Annotated in this window: 16 protein-coding genes and 2 pseudogenes; 9 read left to right on the top strand and 9 right to left on the bottom strand. The window is 72.6% G+C overall.

Annotation, left to right across the window (positions count from 1 at the left end; genetic code table 11):
* Window positions 1–705, bottom strand: coding sequence for an SDR family oxidoreductase (locus tag EKH77_RS00765; protein WP_126912507.1), 705 nt, complete (start codon window positions 703–705; stop codon window positions 1–3).
* Window positions 706–735: 30 nt separating this feature from the next.
* Here EKH77_RS00765 and EKH77_RS00760 point away from each other — a divergent pair, with 30 nt between their 5' ends.
* From EKH77_RS00760 to EKH77_RS00745, 4 genes are all read left to right on the top strand, one after another.
* The gene (locus EKH77_RS00760; RefSeq protein WP_240667153.1) at window positions 736–975 is read left to right on the top strand and encodes a hypothetical protein; all 240 of its coding nucleotides are present in this window, start codon (window positions 736–738) and stop codon (window positions 973–975) included.
* Window positions 976–1,067: 92 nt separating this feature from the next.
* Entirely contained in the window at window positions 1,068–2,306 is a 1,239-nt protein-coding gene (locus EKH77_RS00755) for a serine hydrolase domain-containing protein (RefSeq protein WP_126912506.1), read from the top strand.
* A 104-nt stretch (window positions 2,307–2,410) separates the two neighbouring features.
* Complete coding sequence (locus tag EKH77_RS00750) at window positions 2,411–2,989, top strand: PadR family transcriptional regulator (RefSeq protein WP_126912505.1); 579 nt, start codon at window positions 2,411–2,413, stop codon at window positions 2,987–2,989.
* 92 nt (window positions 2,990–3,081) lie between these two features.
* Window positions 3,082–4,803, top strand: coding sequence for an acyl-CoA dehydrogenase family protein (locus EKH77_RS00745; protein WP_126912504.1), 1,722 nt, complete (start codon window positions 3,082–3,084; stop codon window positions 4,801–4,803).
* Window positions 4,804–4,950: 147 nt separating this feature from the next.
* Here EKH77_RS00745 and EKH77_RS00740 read toward each other — a convergent pair.
* Window positions 4,951–6,444, bottom strand: a pseudogene (locus EKH77_RS00740) (AMP-binding protein); the annotation flags it as partial.
* Window positions 6,445–6,629: 185 nt separating this feature from the next.
* Window positions 6,630–7,414, bottom strand: a pseudogene (locus EKH77_RS00735) (MerR family transcriptional regulator).
* 144 nt (window positions 7,415–7,558) lie between these two features.
* Here EKH77_RS00735 and EKH77_RS00730 point away from each other — a divergent pair.
* Window positions 7,559–9,115, top strand: coding sequence for an amidase (locus EKH77_RS00730; protein WP_126912503.1), 1,557 nt, complete (start codon window positions 7,559–7,561; stop codon window positions 9,113–9,115).
* A 21-nt stretch (window positions 9,116–9,136) separates the two neighbouring features.
* Here EKH77_RS00730 and EKH77_RS00725 read toward each other — a convergent pair whose 3' ends face one another.
* Together EKH77_RS00725 and EKH77_RS00720 are read right to left on the bottom strand one after the other, a co-directional pair.
* A complete protein-coding gene (locus tag EKH77_RS00725; RefSeq protein ID WP_126912502.1) occupies window positions 9,137–9,742 on the bottom strand; it encodes a GOLPH3/VPS74 family protein in 606 nt (201 codons plus the stop codon).
* 99 nt (window positions 9,743–9,841) lie between these two features.
* Window positions 9,842–10,471 (bottom strand): TetR family transcriptional regulator, encoded by a 630-nt coding sequence (locus EKH77_RS00720; protein ID WP_126912501.1) that lies wholly within the window; start codon window positions 10,469–10,471, stop codon window positions 9,842–9,844.
* A gap of 57 nt (window positions 10,472–10,528) precedes the next feature.
* On the opposite strand from EKH77_RS00720, the gene EKH77_RS00715 reads away from it, so the two are divergent.
* The gene (locus tag EKH77_RS00715) at window positions 10,529–11,467 is read left to right on the top strand and encodes an oxidoreductase (protein ID WP_126912500.1); all 939 of its coding nucleotides are present in this window, start codon (window positions 10,529–10,531) and stop codon (window positions 11,465–11,467) included.
* Window positions 11,468–11,543: 76 nt separating this feature from the next.
* Here the strand turns inward: EKH77_RS00715 and EKH77_RS00710 are convergent, their stop codons facing one another.
* Window positions 11,544–12,968, bottom strand: coding sequence for an erythromycin esterase family protein (locus EKH77_RS00710; protein WP_126912499.1), 1,425 nt, complete (start codon window positions 12,966–12,968; stop codon window positions 11,544–11,546).
* Window positions 12,969–13,241: 273 nt separating this feature from the next.
* Between EKH77_RS00710 and EKH77_RS00705 the strand changes: the two genes are divergently transcribed.
* Entirely contained in the window at window positions 13,242–14,090 is an 849-nt protein-coding gene (locus tag EKH77_RS00705) for a class I SAM-dependent methyltransferase (protein WP_240667152.1), read from the top strand.
* A 9-nt stretch (window positions 14,091–14,099) separates the two neighbouring features.
* Here EKH77_RS00705 and EKH77_RS00700 read toward each other — a convergent pair whose 3' ends face one another.
* Both EKH77_RS00700 and EKH77_RS32825 read right to left on the bottom strand, forming a co-directional pair.
* The gene (locus tag EKH77_RS00700; RefSeq protein ID WP_126912498.1) at window positions 14,100–14,570 is read right to left on the bottom strand and encodes a hypothetical protein; all 471 of its coding nucleotides are present in this window, start codon (window positions 14,568–14,570) and stop codon (window positions 14,100–14,102) included.
* A 2-nt stretch (window positions 14,571–14,572) separates the two neighbouring features.
* Window positions 14,573–14,728 (bottom strand): hypothetical protein, encoded by a 156-nt coding sequence (locus tag EKH77_RS32825; protein ID WP_164737685.1) that lies wholly within the window; start codon window positions 14,726–14,728, stop codon window positions 14,573–14,575.
* A 201-nt stretch (window positions 14,729–14,929) separates the two neighbouring features.
* Here EKH77_RS32825 and EKH77_RS00695 point away from each other — a divergent pair, with 201 nt between their 5' ends.
* Entirely contained in the window at window positions 14,930–15,571 is a 642-nt protein-coding gene (locus tag EKH77_RS00695; RefSeq protein WP_126912497.1) for a DUF5701 family protein, read from the top strand.
* 75 nt (window positions 15,572–15,646) lie between these two features.
* On the opposite strand, the gene EKH77_RS00690 is transcribed toward EKH77_RS00695, so the two are convergent.
* Window positions 15,647–16,240 carry a TetR/AcrR family transcriptional regulator gene (locus tag EKH77_RS00690; protein WP_126912496.1) on the bottom strand — a complete coding sequence of 198 codons (594 nt, stop codon included), beginning with the start codon at window positions 16,238–16,240 and terminating at the stop codon, window positions 15,647–15,649.
* Window positions 16,241–16,308: 68 nt separating this feature from the next.
* On the opposite strand from EKH77_RS00690, the gene EKH77_RS00685 reads away from it, so the two are divergent.
* Window positions 16,309–17,142: a class I SAM-dependent methyltransferase gene (locus EKH77_RS00685; RefSeq protein WP_126912495.1), complete on the top strand. Its 834-nt coding sequence runs from the start codon at window positions 16,309–16,311 to the stop codon at window positions 17,140–17,142.
* Window position 17,143 lies beyond the last annotated feature (1 nt).

Below are 17,143 nucleotides of genomic sequence, written 5' to 3'. Positions count from 1 at the left end.
CTACCAGGGCACGACCTGCCCCTTGTGATCAAGGAAGTGGAGGCCGGGCTTCCCCTGCTGGCGCTCGATCGTCTCCGCCACCCCCGGAACGCTCTCCTCCACGCTGAGATCGGCGTCGGGCCCGCCGAGTTCGGTGCGGACCCAGCCGGGGTCCATGAGCAGCAGCGTCCGCGTGTCCTCGACGTGGCGGGCGGCATAGCAGCGCATCAACTGGTTCAGCGCGGATTTGCTGGCCCGGTAAAGGTCCTGTCCGCCCTCGGTGTTCAGGGAGACGCTTCCCTGGTCGGAGGACATGACGCCGATGGTCCCGGTCGGCGCGACCAGCGGGCCGAGGGACTCCACGACGCGCATCGGGCCGAGCGCGTTGGTGATCATGACTTCGGTGAAGATGTCCGTCGGGACCTCACCGATCGGGAGGTCGCCGCGTGTGATGGCGGCGTTGACGAAGAGCAGGTCGAGCGTGCGCCGCGCCAGCCGGTCGCGCAGCGCCGAGACCTGCTCCGGCTCGGTCATCTCCAGCGACTCGACGGTCAGCCGCCCTCCCGACGCTTCGGCCAGGTCGTGGAGGCCGGTGCGCCGGCTGCCGCGGACCGTGTCGATGACGTCCCAGTCACGACGGAGGAGCTCGGCGGCGAGCCCGGGGCCCAGGGTCCGTTGTTCACGCGGTCTACGCGCAGCGTCGAGCTGACATCGGCGGGGAAACAGTTGTATGACGAGGCGTCAAGGATCACCACGGTGGTGGACGTGGCGCTGCGGCGCGTGCGCGAGGCCCATCGGGGCGAGCAGCGGCTCGTCGTCGGGTTCTCGCCCCGCCTCGTCTACCTGACGGTCACCGACGCCCCGCCCGTCGAGACGTGCCTCGCGGTACCGGAGGACAGCCGCACCGGCCCCGTACCGGACTTCCTGGACATCGCCACCGCGACGCTGCGCTCTACGACGCTGCGCTCTACGACGCCGGTCCGGCACTCGAGCTGATTGCCCCTGGTCCTTGATCAGGGGTGCGTCAGGGGTGGCTCAGGGGCGTTACCGGATGCCGGGCCGGGCCCGGCGCCGGAATCATGATCTTCATGACTTCGAGCCTTCTCTCCCGTCGGGCCCTCATGGGCGCCGCACTGTCCGCCGCTCTCCTAGCCGGTGCCACCACCCCCGCCGCGTTCGCGGCCACGCCGCACTCCGCCCTCTCCACGGCGGCCGAGCCGGCGACGTCCGTCGTCCCGCCGCTCGACACGGCGGCCCTGCGCGCGGCCATCTCCGACCTGGACCACCCGCAGGCCACGGCCGCACAGCTGAGAGTCGGCGGCAGGGCCGGCCAGTGGTACGGCACGGCGGGCGTGGCGGACATCAGGACGGGCGCGCCCGTCCGGGCGGACGACACCTTCCGGGCGGGCAGCATCACGAAGGTCTTCGTCGCGACGGTGGTGCTCCAGCTGTCGGCGGAAGGCCGGATCGACCTGGACAAGCCGATCCAGGACTACCTGCCGGGCCTGCTCCCCAAGAGCTACGCGCCCATCAAGGTCTCGCAGCTCCTCAACCACACCAGCGGCCTGCCGGACGAGAGCCACGCGGGCATCCCGAAGAGGGACACCCCGGAGGCGATCCTCGAACACCGCTACGACCGGTGGACGCCCAAGCGGATCGTGGCCACCCTGCCCGACGGCCCCATGAAGTTCACGCCCGGCACGAAGCAGGAGTACCGGGGCATGAACTACGTCCTGGCGGCCATGCTCATCGAGAAGACGACGGGCAAGCCGTACGCCAAGGCGATAGGCGAGCGCGTCCTGCGTCCGCTGGGTCTGCGTCACACCTCCTTCCCGGGTGATGACCCGAAGATCCACGGCCCGCACGTCCACGGATACCTGGCGATGTCGGACGGCACGCTGAAGGACGCCACGGAGTTCGACCAGTCCGAGGCCTGGGGCGAGGGCGAGCTGATCTCCACGACGGGCGACCTGGACCGCTTCATCACGGCCCTGTTCACCCCCGGCAAGCTGCTGCCCAAGGCGACGCTCGACAAGATGTTCACGCTGCCGGGCGCCGACGTGCGGTTGTTGGACGGCTCCCCGGCGTCCTACAGCATGGGCCTCCAGACGGTGACGGTGAACGGTGTGACGCTGTGGGGCAAGACGGGGGAGAGGTACGGGTACAACTCGGCGGTGGTGGCGACGCGGGACCTCCAGCGGAGGGTGGCGTACTCCTGGACGCCCACGCACCGGGACACCTCCCAGATGGAAATGGTGCTGCGCATAGCGGACGCGGTCACCAAGCCGGCGTCCCGTCCGGCCGGGCAGGCGGTCAACGCCGGGTAGCAGGTGTACCTGGCGCGAGGGGCGTAGGCCGTGGGGGCGTGAGCCGTGTCTCACCGTGCTCGGGCCACTTGCCTATGAAACGAGTTGCATAGAGGATCCCGCGTATGGCGCTCGAGCACGCGATCCTCGTCTCTCTGCTGGAGAAGCCGGGCTCCGGCTATGAGCTGGCCCGGCGCTTCGACCGGTCCATCGGCTACTTCTGGACCGCCACCCACCAGCAGATCTACCGCGTCCTCAAACGGATGGAGGGGGATGGCTGGGTCGACGTCCACGAGGTGTCGCAGCAGGGCAAGCCGGACAAGAAGCATTATTCGGTCGCCGCTGCCGGGCAAGCCGCTCTCTCCGACTGGCTCCATGAGCCCATCGAGCCCGAGAGCGTCCGGCATGACCTCGCGGTGAAGATCCGGGGTGCCGCCTTCGACGACCCGGCCGCCCTGATCCGCCAGGTCGAGCGCTACCACCAGCTGCACTCCGAACGCCTGGCGCACTACCTCGCGGGGGAGTCGCGCGATTTCACCGGGCCCGACGCCTCCGCGCACCTGGACGACATGCAGGAGCTGCAGCACGTCGTGCTGCGCGGCGGCATCGCCTACGAGCGGATGACGCTCGCCTGGCTGGAGGACGTGCTCGCCACCCTCCGCCGCATCCAGGCGGCACGGCCCGCCGAGCGCCCCGGCCCGTAGGACCGCACGCCACGCCCACCGTCAGCGCCCCCACCGACAGCGCACCCCACACCGTCCATCACCCCCGACCCCAGCCGGAAAGGCGACCAGCCATGGCCGACCCGCTTCTCTTCAACCCGCGCACCTACGACCCCGCGCACTTCGACCCCGAGACCCGCAGGCTGCTGCGCGCCACCGTCGACTGGTTCGAGACGCGCGGCAAGCGCAAGCTGATCGAGGACTACCGCTCCCGCGCCTGGCTGTCCGACTTCCTCGCCTTCTCCACCAAGGAGGGCCTGTTCGCGACCTTCCTCACCCCCGCCGCGGCCGCCGGCGACAGCGCGGACAAGCGCTGGGACACCGCCCGTATCGCCGCCCTCAACGAGATATTCGGCTTCTACGGGCTCGACTACTGGTACGCCTGGCAGGTCACCATCCTCGGCCTCGGCCCGGTCTGGCAGAGCGACAACGCCGCCGCCCGCGACCGTGCCGCCGAACTGCTCGAGCAGGGCGAGGTGTTCGCCTTCGGCCTGTCGGAGAAGACCCACGGCGCCGACATCTACTCGACCGACATGCTGCTGGAGCCCGACGGCGAGGGTGGCTTCCGGGCCACCGGGTCCAAGTACTACATCGGCAACGGCAACGCCGCCGGCCTCGTCTCCGTCTTCGGCCGCCGCACCGACGTCGAGGGCCCCGAGGGCTACGTCTTCTTCGCCGCCGACAGCCGCCACGAGGCGTACCACCTCGTCAAGAACGTGGTCGACTCCTCGAAGTACGTCAGCGAGTTCCGCCTGGAGAACTACCCCGTCGCCGCCGCCGACGTCCTGCACACCGGGCAGGCCGCCTTCGACGCCGCCCTCAACACCGTCAACGTCGGCAAGTTCAACCTGTGCACCGCCTCCATCGGCATCTGCGAGCACGCGATGTACGAGGCCGTCACCCACGCCCACAACCGCGTCCTCTACGGCCGTCCCGTCACCGCCTTCCCGCACGTGCGCCGCGAGCTGACCGACGCCTACGTCCGCCTCGTCGGCATGAAGCTCTTCAGCGACCGCGCCGTCGACTACTTCCGCACCGCCGGCCCCGACGACCGCCGCTACCTGCTCTTCAACCCCATGACGAAGATGAAGGTGACGACCGAGGGCGAGAAGGTCATCGACCTCATGTGGGACGTGATCGCCGCCAAGGGCTTCGAGAAGGACACCTACTTCGCCCAGGCCGCGAGCGAGATCCGCGGCCTGCCGAAGCTGGAGGGCACGGTCCACGTCAACCTCGCGCTGATCCTCAAGTTCATGGGCAACCACCTGCTGAACCCGGCCGAGTACGCGCCCGTCCCCACACGCCTCGACGCGGCCGACGACGCCTTCCTCTTCCGGCAGGGACCGGCCCGCGGCCTGAGCGCCGTGCGCTTCCACGACTGGCGCACCGCGTACGACGGCTACGCGCACCTGCCGAACGTCGCCCGCTTCCGCGAGCAGGCCGACGCCCTGTGCGCCTTCGTGACCACCGCCGCCCCCGACAAGGAGCAGAGCCGCGACCTCGACCTGCTCCTGGCCGTCGGCCAGCTCTTCGCCCTTGTCGTCCACGGGCAGCTGATCCTCGAGCAGGCCGCCCTGACCGGCACCGAGGAGGACGTCCTGGACGAGCTGTTCGCCGTACTCGTCCGCGACTACTCCGCCCACGCCGTCGAGCTGCACGGCAAGGACTCCGCCACCGAGGAGCAGCAGGAGTGGGCCCTCGGCGCGGTCCGCCGCCCGGTCGTCGACGCGGCCCGCTCGGCGCGCGTCTGGGAGCGTGTCGAAGCGCTGTCGGGCGCCTACGAGATGGCCCCGTAGGCACGCCGTCGTAGACACGCCTTCATCGGCACGCCTACGTAGGCACGCCGCCGGGGGAAGTCGAAGCGGCTTCCCCCGGCCCGGGCGACCCGTGGCGTCACACCCCAGCGTGGCGCGCAGCAGCGCCTTATCGGGTTTGCCCGCTGACGTGAGCGGGATGTCGGACAGCAGGTGGAGGGCCTCGGGCGCGTACATGGGGCCCTTGCGGGCGGTGACGAAGGCGCGGATCTCGTCCAGGCCGGGGGAGTGGCCGGGCGCGGGGACGACGGCGGCGTGGACGTGCTCGGCGGCGTCGGCGTCCCGGGTGCCGAAGACCGCGCAGCGGGCGACGGCGGGGTGGGCCAGGAGCAGCTCCTCCAGCTCGGTGGGGTAGACGTGGCCGCCGACCACGATGACGATGTCCTTGAGGCGGTCGACGACGAACAGATAGCCGTCCTCGTCGAGATAGCCGATGTCCCCGGTGCGCAGCCAGCCGTCCCGCAGGACGCCGGCGGTCAGCTCGGGCTGCTTCCAGTAACCGGGCATGATCCCCGGGGACCGCACCTGTACCTCGCCCTCCTCGCCCGCCGGGAGGGTCCGGCCGGCGGTGTCGCGCACGGCCACTTCGACCCAGGGCAGTGGCCGGCCGGTGGTGATCCGGCCGCCGCGCCCGGTCACCGCGTGGTCGCGCGGGCGCGCCTCGGCGATGCCGGGGACCTCCGTCTGGCCGTACCAGCCGTAGAGGATCGGCCCGAAGACGTCGATGGCCCGGCGCAGACGGGCGGCCGAGGCGGGGGAGCCGCCGTAGGTGATCCGGCTCAGGCTCGACAGATCGGTCCTGGTCAGGGCGGGGTCGTCGAGCAGCCGGTGCAGCAGCGGCGGCAGGAGCCACATGTGGGTGATCCGCTCGCGCTCGATCGTCGCGAGGACGTCGCCCGGGTCGAAGGCCCGCCGCAGGACGGCACGGCCGCCGTGCACCAGGGCGCTGTCGGTGAGCGGCCCGGAGAGCCGGGCGAGCGGGGTGCAGGCGAGGTAGCGGGGCGGGTCGCCCGCGTCGGGGACCGGGTGCTCCAGCCCCTGGCGGTACGGGCCGTGAGTGGAGCGGACGCCCTTGGGGATGCCGGTGGTGCCACCCGTGAACACGATGGACATGTCGTCCTCGGGCCCGACCTCCGAGACGAACGGCACTGGTGCGCGCAGGGCGGCGGCCGCCAGGACGTCCTCGCCGAACGGGTTGGGGCCCAGGCCGAGCACGGCGGGGATTCCGTCCGGCCCGGCGACGGTCAGCAGCTCCCGGGCAGCCGCGTGCCTGCTGTCGTCGACGAGCAGCAGTGTGGTGTCCACGACGCGCGCGATCCGGGCGAGCACCGAAGGGGCCATGCCCTCGTAGAGGTGGACGACCCGGGCGCCCGCGAGATGCGCCGCGTAGCGCGCGACGAGGGATTCCGGGGTGTTGCCGGTGAGCAGGGACACGGTCGCGCCACGGCCGACGCCCCGCCCGGCCAGCTCCCGCGCCAGCCGGTACGTGCTGTCGCGCAGCGCGCCGGCGGTGACGCGCCGCCCGTCGGCCGCCACCAGGGCGGTCCGGTCCGGGGCGCGCGCCAGCACGTCGAGGATCGCCGTGGGGTAGCAGACGAATGGGGCGGGACGGTGTTCGCTCATGTACGGCTCCCCTCGGAGGAGTTGACAGCACGGGCCCCTGGACGGGAGGCCCGTGCCGCGGCACCCTGGCGCTCCCGTCCAGTCTGCCCTCAAGCCGACGCCACCGGCAGGGAGTCGACCATGATGTCCCCTGCCCGTCGCATCACCGCGAGCGCACTCCCCCCGGCAGGCAGGGGACGCGAGGCTCAGCCCAGCCGGTCGGCATGGGCCTCGACGGCGTCCCGCTGGTACGCGGCGAGGCCCGGTGCGATGGCCTCGTACGCGGTGCGCCAGGCGTCGTTGTCCACGCAGGAGCGCCCCATGGCCCGGTGTCCACGCAGGAGCGCCCCATGGCCCGGTATTCGTCGGTGGAGACGGCTCGCAGTGCGGTCAGGGTCCGGTACTGGGCGCGGATCTCGGCCTGCACGGGCTCCGCGTCGGCCGGATGGCCGGCGGCCATCAGCTCGGCCAGCCGGATCATCTGCGCGGTGCGCTCGCGCTGCCCGGCCTCGATGTCGCGCAGGCTCATCCCGGAAACGTGGCGGGCGACCGCTTCGGCGTGCTCGGGAAAGTCGCGCAGGCTCTCCTGGTACTGGGAGGGCACCAGGCCCTCGAACAGGTTCTCCGGTCGGTTGATGGTCATGGGTGTGCCGTCCTTCCTGGACTGTTCCAGATCGGCGATCGTGCGGGAGACGGTGCGGGCGAGGGCGTCGAGCCGGTCGCGCTCGGCGAGCAGCCGGCGGTGGTGGTCGCGCAGGGCCACCACCTCGTCGACCTGCTCGGCCAGGATCCGGCCGATCTCGGCCAGTCCCACACCCAGTTCGCGCAGCACGAGGATCTGCTGGAGACGCAGCAGCTCGCGTTCCTCGTAGTAACGGCGGCCGTTGGCCCCGACCCACGCGGGCCGCAGCAGACCGACCTCGTCGTAGTGCCGCAGAGTCCGGGCCGTCAGCCCCGACATCCGGGCGATCTCCGCAATCGGCCAGGCCATCCCGTCGCCCCCACGAACGCTTCCGGTGAGCCGGAGTCGTTCTCCGGCCTTGACGAGAACGGTAGAAGCTGCCGTTGCGGCAGCTTCAAGCCCGTATCGCGGCCCCCTTGCGGCGGGATCCCGGCGTGTAGTCGGCTACCTCCCATGACGAAAAGGAGCACCACCGCTCTGATCGCCGCGCTGGTCGCGGGATTCCTCCTGACAAGCACGCCGTATCCGCGCGCGGACGCCGCCGAACCACCCCCGCTCCCGGGAGTCGACCTCGACACGGTGACGATCCCCGAGCTCCAGGCCCGCATGGCGGAGGGCGCGCTGACCTCGTCCGCGCTGACCGCCGCCTACCTGCGGCGCATAGAGACCGTCAACCCCAGGATCAACGCGGTCCTGCGCACCAACCCGGATGCTCTCCGACAGGCGGCCGCCAGCGACGCCAGACACCGGCGGGGTGACACCCGTGGCCCGCTCGACGGCATCCCCGTCCTGCTCAAGGACAATGTGAACACCCGCGACATGCCGACCACCGCCGGATCCCTGGCGCTGGCCGGACGTCCGCCGCGCGACGACGCCGCCCTGGTGACCAGGCTGCGGGAGGCGGGGGCGGTCATCCTCGGCAAGACCAACCTCTCCGAGTGGGCGAACTTCCGCGCCGCGAAACCGACGTCCGGGTGGTCGGCGGTGGGCGGACAGACCCACAACCCGTACGTACTGGACCGCAACCCGTGCGGCTCGTCCGCCGGTTCGGCCGCCGCGCTCGCCGCCTCGCTGGCGCAGGTGGCCATTGGCACCGAGACCGACGGCTCCATCGTCTGCCCCGCCGGGATGAACGGGGTGGTGGGCCACAAACCCAGCCTCGGACTGGTCAGCCAGGCGGGCCTGGTGCCCATCTCGGCCGAGCAGGACACCGCGGGCCCCATGGCCCGCAACGTGACGGACGCGGCGCTGACCCTCGCCGTCCTCAGTGGTGACGCCGCCCTCCTCGGGCTCCCGGACGAGGCGACGCGTACCGGCGGGCTGCGCGGCAAACGCGTCGGCCTGTGGCGGCTGCCTTCGCTCGGGCCGGAGGTGGACGCCCTGATGACCCGCACGGCGGAAAGGCTGCGCGGCGCGGGAGCCGAGGTCGTCGAGGTGACGCCGCCGTACCAGCAGCGGCTCGCCGAGCTCGAGTTCCCGGCGCTGCTGAGCGAGTTCCGCCGGGAGATCAACGCCTACCTCGCCACGCGTGAGGGGCCGCGCGACCTCGCCGCGCTGATCGAGTTCAACCGCACCCACCCGGGGGAGCGCACGTGCTTCGCCGGCCAGGAACTCTTCGAACAGGCCCTCGCCGCGCCCGCCACCACCGACCCCGCTTACAGGGCCCAGCGTGCCGAGCTGAGGAGCCTGTCCCGGCGCTCCGTGGACGAGACCATGGCCGCCCACCGGCTGGACGCCATCGCCGCCCCGACGAACCCGCCCGCCTGGACGACCGACTGCGCGCGGGGCGACAACGACGTCATCCCGTCCTCCACCCCGGCGGCCGTGGCCGGCTACCCCTCGCTGTCGGTGCCCGCCGGATTCGTGAACGAGCTGCCCGTCGGAGTGCTGCTGACGGCCGGCGACCACCAGGACGCCCGACTGCTGGCCCTGGGGGCGGCGGTGGAGCACCGGCTGAACGCCTGGCGGGCACCGCGCTACCTTCCCTCGGTGGGGACCGGGACTCCCTGACCAGCCGGGGGCAGGCCGCCGTTACTGCCCTCGCCAGATGTTGTCGAAGGCGGCCTGCTCGATGGCTCGCCGTTGCCTGACGCCCTCCAGCTCGATCAACGCGTCATTGAGCGCCGCGAGGACGGTCTCCACCGCCTCGTCGGGCACGCCCGGGGCGTCCTCGGTCTCCTGCTCGCGGATGCCCACGGCTGTCGCGAGGGCGACGAGGACCGGCTCGTCCGACTCCCAGCGCTCCTTCGCCAGCCGACGGTCGAGCGAATCCGTCAGCACCCTCCGGCCGCCCTGGAAGGGCTTCCAGTGGCTCCGCTGCCGCGTGAGCACTCCTTCCGCCTCCAGGGCGGCCAGATGGGCCGGGGCCAGCTCGCGGCCCCGGCGCCACAGCCAGTCGCTCACCGTCTCGTACGGAGCCTCGCGGACGAGCGCCGCCGCGGCCTGATCCAGCAGACGATCGGTCACGGCCGCCCCGAAGCCGGGGACGATCCGGTCGTCGTCCAGGGTGACGACCCCGGCGGCCAGCAGGTCGACCACCTCGGCTCCCGCCAGCGCGAGCGACATCTCGCCCCGATCCACGGGGTGGCCGGGCGCCACCTCCAGGGCGGTGATCAACAAGTCCCGGGGCGTGCTCATGGGAGGCTCCTCACGTCGTATACGAGCGTAAGGGCGGCTACGCCTTCCGCAAGCAGTACGTCCCGGTGCCGTCGGGAGCCGGAAGCCGGACGGCCGCGTTCAGCCGGCGTCCAGGGCCGGGGCGATGACGGCGAAGGCCTGGTCGATCAGCCCGGCCGGATCCTCGGCCCCGTCGCTGTCACTCCACCGGTGGAGCACGGCGTCGAAGGCGGTGAGCGCCATCCCGGCGGCCATGCGCGGGTACAGATCGTCCTCGCGGCCGGACTCCCGGCGGTGCGTCAGCTCCTCGGCGAGGTCGTCGCGCCACCGGGCCTGGTGCTCCAGGAAACGCGCGTGGAGGGCGGGGGTGCGCAGGATCAGCTGGACCACGCGCAGCGCCCGGTCCGAGTGGTCGGCGCAGGCCGCCATGGCGACCCAGACGGCACGCCGCAGCGCCGCTGAGGGCGGCTCCCCGGTGGCGCGCTCCGCGAGCTGGGCGCGCATGTCCGCTCCCATGCCGGCGAGGAACTGGACGACGACGTCTTCCTTGGAGGCGAAGTACCGGAAGAACGTCCGCTTGGAGACGCCGGCCGACGCCGCGATCTCGTCGATGGTGACGGTGTCGAAGCCCTTGAGGGCGAGCAGTTGCAGCGCCGCTTCGGTCAGCTCGTCGGCGACGAGCTGACGTTTGCGCTGGGCCATGGTCACTTCGGGGCGGGAGCTCACGGATACATCGTAGCGCCATGCCATCAATGGCATCCAGTTTCATGGTTGACACTCGGTGACACGAAGGGCAATGTGTGCCGCATGACAGGGCTACAACACTCGACCACCGAACAACCCCCGGGCCGGGCCCGGCGGGTGTTCGTCGTCACCGGAGCCAACAGCGGCCTCGGCCTGGCCACCAGCCGGGCCCTCGCCCACCAGGGCGCGCACGTCGTCCTCGCCGTACGCGACGAGGCCAAGGGCCGTCGCGCGGCCGCGGACATCGAGGCCACGCGACCGGGCGCCAGCCTGGAGGTGCGCCACCTCGACCTCGCCGACCTGGACTCCGTCCGCGCCTTCGCCGACCGGATGCGCGCCGACCACCCGAAACTCGACGTCCTCATCAACAACGCCGGTGTGATGGCCCCGCCCCGCACCCTCAGCGCGCAGGGACACGAGCTCCAGTTCGCCTGCAACCACCTCGGCCACTTCGCCCTCACCGGCCTGCTCCTCGACCTGCTGAGCGCCGGGGACGCGCCCCGCGTGGTCACGGTGAGCTCGGTCAACCACCGCAAGGGACGCCTGTACTTCGACGACCTCACGGGCGAACGCCGCTACTCGCCCATGGGCTTCTACAACCAGTCGAAGTTCGCCAACGCCGTCTTCGGCTGGGAACTCCACCGGCGGCTCACCGAAGCCGGCAGCCCCGTGCGCAGCGTGCTCGCCCACCCCGGCTACACCGCCACCAACCTGCAGACGAGCGCGCCGGTCGGTCTGTGGCGCGTGGTGTTCGGACGCATCGGCAACCCCCTCCTCGCCCAGCCCCCGGCCCGTGGCGCGATGCCGCAGCTCCACGCCGCGACCGACCCGGGCGTGACGGGCGGTCAGTTCATCGGCCCCGACGGCCCGGCCGAGCTGCGCGGAGCGCCGACGCGGGTGCGGCTGTCCGACGCCGCGGCCGATCCCGAGACCGGCCGTCGGCTGTGGGAGCTGTCGGAGCGGTTGACGGACGTGCGCTTCGCGTTCCCGACGCCCGTGTGAGCCGTGCCCGTGTGAGCCGCGCGCTCCCGGGCGGGCGGGTGCCCACGGGGGTGGTACCCGCCCGCCCCGCCGTCCGCTACTGCGGGGTGTCGGCGCTGAGGTTGGTGCCGGGGACGCAGACGATCCCGTCGAATGCCTCCAGCACCGGCATCTCCAAATACGCGGTGTCCAGCCGCGTACGAACAGGCTCCGGCAGCCCGCGGCGGCGCGCGAACGCCCGCAGGGCCCGCGCGTCCACCAGGGCCGGTTCCCCGGGCACGCCCGCGAACAGGGCCTCGACGCTGTCCGGCGCGGCCTCCGGGGTGGCGGCCCGGCCCCAGCGCATCCCGAGCGGGTGGCCCCGGTCCGGCACGTTCTCCACCGTCTCACCGCCGTTGCCGGTCAGCGCGACGGGCACGTAGTCGGCGCCGAGCGCCCTCGCGAGCAGATGGCCCATGGTCGTCACCGCCAGGAGACCGTCGGCCCGGTTGGCCGAACGCTGGATGTGCGCGTTGTGCCCGACGAGGACGACACGGACGTCGGGCCCCGACCGCGCCAGGAACTCGAGCAGCGTGTCGGCCAGATAGCGTTCCCGGGCGGCGAATGCCGGGCCGTCGGGCGAGCCCGCGAGCGCCTCGGCCATGGCCCGCTGGGCCATGTCGGTCGTCACCGCCGCGCGGACGTCCGACAGCGCGGTCTCGTAGGCCGCGCGGCCGCCGCGCTCGGTGTAGAGCTCCCGTAGGTCCCCGAACCGGCCCAGCAGCCGGGCGAGCGCGGCGGTGAGCCGGTCCTGCTCCGCCGGGGCGAGGTCGAGCCTGGCGTAGGCGGGCACCATGACCGTGCCGCCCGCGATCGGTTCGGAGATCTCCAGCGCGGTGCGCAGGAAGCGCAGCGCCCCGGGATCCACGGCGGTCAGGTAGGCGGCCACCGGTTCCAGTACGGGCGCGAGCGAACCCCCCGCCGCCGGGATGTCGCAGCCGACGAAGCGGACCGGCCGCGCGGCACCGGCGTTGTGGCGACGCAGCCACCGCAGCGCGTCGCGGCACTCGACGGGCAGGCCGAGCCGCCTGGCACGCTTGCCGTCGCCGCCGGGGCCCCCGGAGCCGCCTCCTGTGGGGGCCAGGAGGTCGTCGATGTCGCCCGGCCCGCCCTGGACCCAGGCGTCCACGGCACGGCCCTCGGCGGCGCCGTACTCCATGGCGTAGGCGGTGAAGCCCAGTTCCTCGACGAGGAAGCGCAGGACGCGGTGGCGCAGCAGGCCGAACTCGCGGATCTGGTGCGAGTTCTCGCCGAGGGCGACCACGCGGGCGTCGCCGACGAGTTCGCGCAGCGGCTCCAGGTCGTCGAGCGGGGCCCCCGGGTCCGCGCCGGGGCCGAGGCCGGCCAGCCGGGAGGCGTGACGGGTGACCCACTCGGTCAGTTCGGCGGGGGCGGCCGTCAGCGTCGGCTCGGCCGACGGGAGGAGATCACGCAGATCTTCGATGGGATGGTTCCGGTGGTCGTGATGGATTCGGTCGTTCATGAATCGTGCTCCGAGGTGTGAGGCGTCGTCGGAGCCGGGCAGCGTCGAGCACCGCACCGGCGGGGAACCGGAGTGCGGCGAAGCTGTCGAATGTTGTCGCAGCCTGCCGCTAGGCGGCGGCGCGGGGCTTCAGGAACCAGTTCTGGCCAGTGCAAGCGATCATGATGGGGACGGTACCAAGGCGGGCCGCCGTACGCATCGCGATTTTCGGGATGGGTATGTCGGCCATGACGCGTCGGCAAGGCGGCGTGCGGTTCCAGGAGGTGGCACTTCGTGGCAGACGGTTCTCGGCAGTCAGGTCCCGCGATGCGGTCGGTGGTGCGGGAGACGTACGGTCCCGCGGATCTCGGCAAGGAGAAGATCTTCGCCGGAGGGTTCATCAACTTCGGCTACTGGCGCGCCATCGACCTGGCCGTCCCGCTCGGCGTCCCGGAACGCGTCCGCAGCCAGGAGGACCTCTACCGGCACGTCCTGGACTCCGCCGGCCCGCTGGGCGACCTCAACGTCCTGGAAGTGGGCTGCGGGCTGGGGATGGGCTGCGCGCTGGCCCTGAGCGAGTACGGACCGGCCGCCGTCACCGGCATGGACATCCACCCGCAGCAGCTGGAACGGGCGCGCGGCGCGCACGCCGGCACGCTGCGCCGAGAGCCGGGGCGACTGCGGTTCGTGCGGGGAGCGGCGGAACGGATGCCGTTCGAGGACGACGAGTTCGGCACGGTCGTCAGCGTGGAGGCCGCCCAGCACTTCCCGGATCTCACGGCCTTCGCGGCCGAGACGGCGCGGGTGCTGCGGCCGGGCGGCCGGGTGGCCGTGGCGAGCTTCTTCACCGTGGACGACGCGCCGGGACGGCCCGGAGAGCTGGCGGGGCTGCTCGACACGTACGCGAACGGCCTGGACATCGCGCGGCCGGTGACCGCGCTCACGGAGGCGTTCACGACGGCCGGGCTCACGGGGGTGCGCGCCGAGTCGATCGGGCGGCACGTCTGGCCCGGCTGGGACCGGTGGCTGGGCCGGGAGTGGGCCGCGGGCACCTGGCCGCGGAACTTCCTGCGGGCCTACGAGCAGCGGATCCTCGACTACTACCTGGTCACGGCGGACCGGCCGGCGCGGCGGGCGGACTGACCGCCCTGATCACCGCGCGCGCCTCGCTCCGGAGCTTCCGGAGCCTCCGGAGCGCGGCTTGCGGCGGTGTCCCGCCGCCGCGCCCGCCGGTGCCGCCGTGCCGCCGAAGCCCCGGACGCGGAAGCCGCCGCCATCCGGCAGGGCGGCCCTGCCCTCGGCCGTGCCGAAGACCTCGGCGAGCACGGCGGGCATCCCCGCGTAGTTCATCGCCCGCCGCACCCGGTCGTGGAGCGCCTCCCAGTCGACGCCGCCCGGCCGCACCCAGAACCGCTTGAGCTCGTCACGGGCGTTCCCGACCCGGCGCGTCCCGGTGTTCCCGTCCTCCGTGAACGCGTCGGTCAGCAGCCTGTCGAGGCGCTCGATGTGCTTCCGCTGGGCCCGGTCGTGGGGCATCTTCCCGTCGTCGATCGGGAGCAGCAGCCCGGCACCCTGTCGCTCGCCGACGGGGCGGTACTCGGGGAAGTCCTCGAGATCCGGCATGGTCAACCGGTGGCGGCCGCGTTCCCCGCGGCGCGCTGCAGGGCGAGGACGCCGGCCGAGGACGGCGACAGCAGGGGACGGGGCGTGGCCGGGGCGGCACGGGAAGCGGCTTGCCCGTCGGCGGACCGGGCACTCGTGGCGGGTTGGCGCTCGCGCATGGCGGGACCTTCCTGTGGCCGTCCTCCAGAGGTCTACCGGTGTCGCCGTCGCGTCGGCAAGGTGACCAGGCGGCTCGCGCACCAGGCGCACCACGCGGCGCGCCATTCCGGCTCCGGCACGCTTCCGGGCGGGAATTCATCCGCGCTCCGCCGCGTTGGCGAGCCGTCACCTTGCTGGTTCTCGCCGTCCCTGGGAGTCGTATGACAGCCGCTCTGCTCGCTCTGCCCTCGATCAACGATCAGGCGGAGCGCCTGATCGATCTCGGACTGCACCGACTCGGCGGATTCCACGCCGACGAACTGCGCTCCGCGGCCGCCGCGTCGGGAGCCCGCGACGGCCTGCTCGTGATCCACCCGGAACGGGTCCCGGCGTCGGCTCTGGTGCCGTTCCTCCGGCACCGGGGGAAGCCGGGCTTCGTCGTGGAGGACATGACCGACATCGATCAGTTCTCGCCCATCGAAGGTGTCCTCGTCCCCGACGCGCCGGTCTACGTGCTGGAGGGCCTCGACCGCGGCGATCACATGGCGAACTGGAGCCCCGACGAGGCGCTGCCCGCCCTCGTCGAGGACGACCGGACCCCGCTGCTCCTCGCGGAGGGAGTCCACTGGGTCATCCAGCAGCCGGCGGCACTGGAACGGGGCCATTGCTTCATGACCATCGGTTCCCGCCTGCGCAAGGCCGACGGGCGGCTGGACGCGCGCACCCCTGCCCTGTGGATCAGCAACGGGACGGGCCGGGACGGCCGGGACAGGCGCGACGCGCCGAAGGCCGGCTGGTGCTGGGCGGGCAACCGGCACACCTGGCTCGGCTTCGCCTCGGCGGCCGCGCGCACCGCGATCTGACCCGCCGTCCACCGCCCTTCGCGGTGACATGACGAACGGCCCGGCAGGAAGTCTCCGCTGCCGGGCCGTTCGTCATCACGATTCCCGTACCGCGCCCGCCACGACCGTGGCCACGGTCCTGCGGACGGCTTCGGGGGCCGGCGGCGCGCTCTCCCGGTCGGCGAACAGCAGATGCGCGGCGCCGATCAGGGTGGGGGCGAGCGTGCCGACGTCGGCGTCGGCGGCGACGCGGCCCGCCTCGCGCTCGGCCGTCAGATACGAGGCGATCATGGCCGTGGCCTCCGTGAGGAGCGGAATACCGGCCGATCCGGCCTGACGCAGCCGGGCACGCAGCTCGTCCCGGAAGGTGACGAGGGCGACGATCGCCACGGCGACCGACTCGAACAGCTCCGTCAGCGCGCCGGCCAGGTTGCCGGTGACGGTGCCCGTCCCGGCGGACGCGCGCAGGGTGCCCGTCTGTTCGTCGATCCGGGCGATGCGGTCCCGTACGAGCTCGGCGAGGAAGGCGTCGAAGTCGGCGAAGTGCCGGTGCAGCACCCCCTTGGCGCAGCCGGCCTCGGCGGTGACCGCCCGGCTGGTCAGCGCGTTCGGCCCGTCCCGCAGCAGGATGCGCTCGGCCGCGTCGAACAGCTGCTGTCGCGCGTCGGGCAGGGCCACCCCTGTCGGCATGCCGTGCGTCCTCCTTCGACCGTCGACGACCGTTGACGAGTGGGCATGCGCCCACTCATAGTGGGCGCATGCCCACTATACGTTCCTCCCAGCCCGGCCCTCACCAACTCCGGCTCGTGGCGGAGTCGTTCGGCGTGGACGCCGAGCGTTACGACCGTGCCCGGCCCCGCTACCCCCGGGCCATGGTGGAGCGGATCGTCGCCGCCTGCCCCGGCGCCGGGACTCCCGACGTCCTCGACGTCGGCTGCGGCACGGGAATCGTCGCCCGGCAGTTCCAGGCGGCCGGCTGCGCGGTGCTCGGCGTCGAACCCGACGCGCGCATGGCGGACGTGGCGCGGCGGTTCGGCGCCGAGGTCGAGGTGGCGACGTTCGAGGACTGGGACCCCGCCGGGCGGGAGTTCGACGCCGTCGTCGCAGGGCAGGCCTGGCACTGGATCGACCCGGTCGCGGGGGCGGCCAAGGCCGCGCGCGTGCTGCGGCCCGGCGGCCGATTGGCGCTGTTCTGGAACGTTCCCGAGCTCCCGCCCGCCGTGGCCGAAGCGATCGCGGAGGCCGCTCGACGGGTGCTGCCCGACGCGCCGTTCGACTTCCGGCCGGGAGCCCGGAGCGCCTTGGACGGATACCGGGCGCTCGCCACCAAGGCCGCCGACGCGATCCGGGACACGGGCGCGTTCGGTGACGCGGAGCAGTGGCAGTACGCCTGGGAGTGGACGTGCACCCGTGACGCGTGGCTGGACCTGATGCCCACTCAGGGCGTCTTCACCCGGCTCCCGCCCGGCGAACTGGCCGAGGTGCTGGAGGCCGCCGGGGCGGCCATCGACGCGATGGGCGGCACCTTCACGATGAGCTGCGCCACGGTGGCCGTCGTCGCCGCGCGAACCGCCGACGCCCCGCCCCGGTGAC

This window comes from Streptomyces luteoverticillatus, from assembly GCF_003970715.1.
GTDB lineage: Bacteria > Actinomycetota > Actinomycetes > Streptomycetales > Streptomycetaceae > Streptomyces > Streptomyces abikoensis.
The sequence above is the reverse complement of the archived record's forward strand: the minus strand, read 5'-3'. Positions and strand labels throughout refer to the sequence as shown.

Bases quoted from the DNA above. Each gene is read 5' to 3' on its own strand.
- EKH77_RS00755 (WP_126912506.1), top strand. From the start codon at position 1,068: ATGACTTCGAGCCTTCTCTCCCGTCGGGCCCTCATGGGCGCCGCACTG.
- EKH77_RS00750 (WP_126912505.1), top strand. From the start codon at position 2,411: ATGGCGCTCGAGCACGCGATCCTCGTCTCTCTGCTGGAGAAGCCGGGC.
- EKH77_RS00745 (WP_126912504.1), top strand. From the start codon at position 3,082: ATGGCCGACCCGCTTCTCTTCAACCCGCGCACCTACGACCCCGCGCAC.
- EKH77_RS00730 (WP_126912503.1), top strand. From the start codon at position 7,559: ATGACGAAAAGGAGCACCACCGCTCTGATCGCCGCGCTGGTCGCGGGA.
- EKH77_RS00725 (WP_126912502.1), bottom strand. From the start codon at position 9,742: ATGAGCACGCCCCGGGACTTGTTGATCACCGCCCTGGAGGTGGCGCCC.
- EKH77_RS00720 (WP_126912501.1), bottom strand. From the start codon at position 10,471: ATGGCATGGCGCTACGATGTATCCGTGAGCTCCCGCCCCGAAGTGACC.
- EKH77_RS00715 (WP_126912500.1), top strand. From the start codon at position 10,529: ATGACAGGGCTACAACACTCGACCACCGAACAACCCCCGGGCCGGGCC.
- EKH77_RS00710 (WP_126912499.1), bottom strand. From the start codon at position 12,968: ATGAACGACCGAATCCATCACGACCACCGGAACCATCCCATCGAAGAT.
- EKH77_RS00700 (WP_126912498.1), bottom strand. From the start codon at position 14,570: ATGCCGGATCTCGAGGACTTCCCCGAGTACCGCCCCGTCGGCGAGCGA.
- EKH77_RS32825 (WP_164737685.1), bottom strand. From the start codon at position 14,728: ATGCGCGAGCGCCAACCCGCCACGAGTGCCCGGTCCGCCGACGGGCAA.
- EKH77_RS00695 (WP_126912497.1), top strand. From the start codon at position 14,930: ATGACAGCCGCTCTGCTCGCTCTGCCCTCGATCAACGATCAGGCGGAG.
- EKH77_RS00690 (WP_126912496.1), bottom strand. From the start codon at position 16,240: ATGCCGACAGGGGTGGCCCTGCCCGACGCGCGACAGCAGCTGTTCGAC.
- EKH77_RS00685 (WP_126912495.1), top strand. From the start codon at position 16,309: ATGCCCACTATACGTTCCTCCCAGCCCGGCCCTCACCAACTCCGGCTC.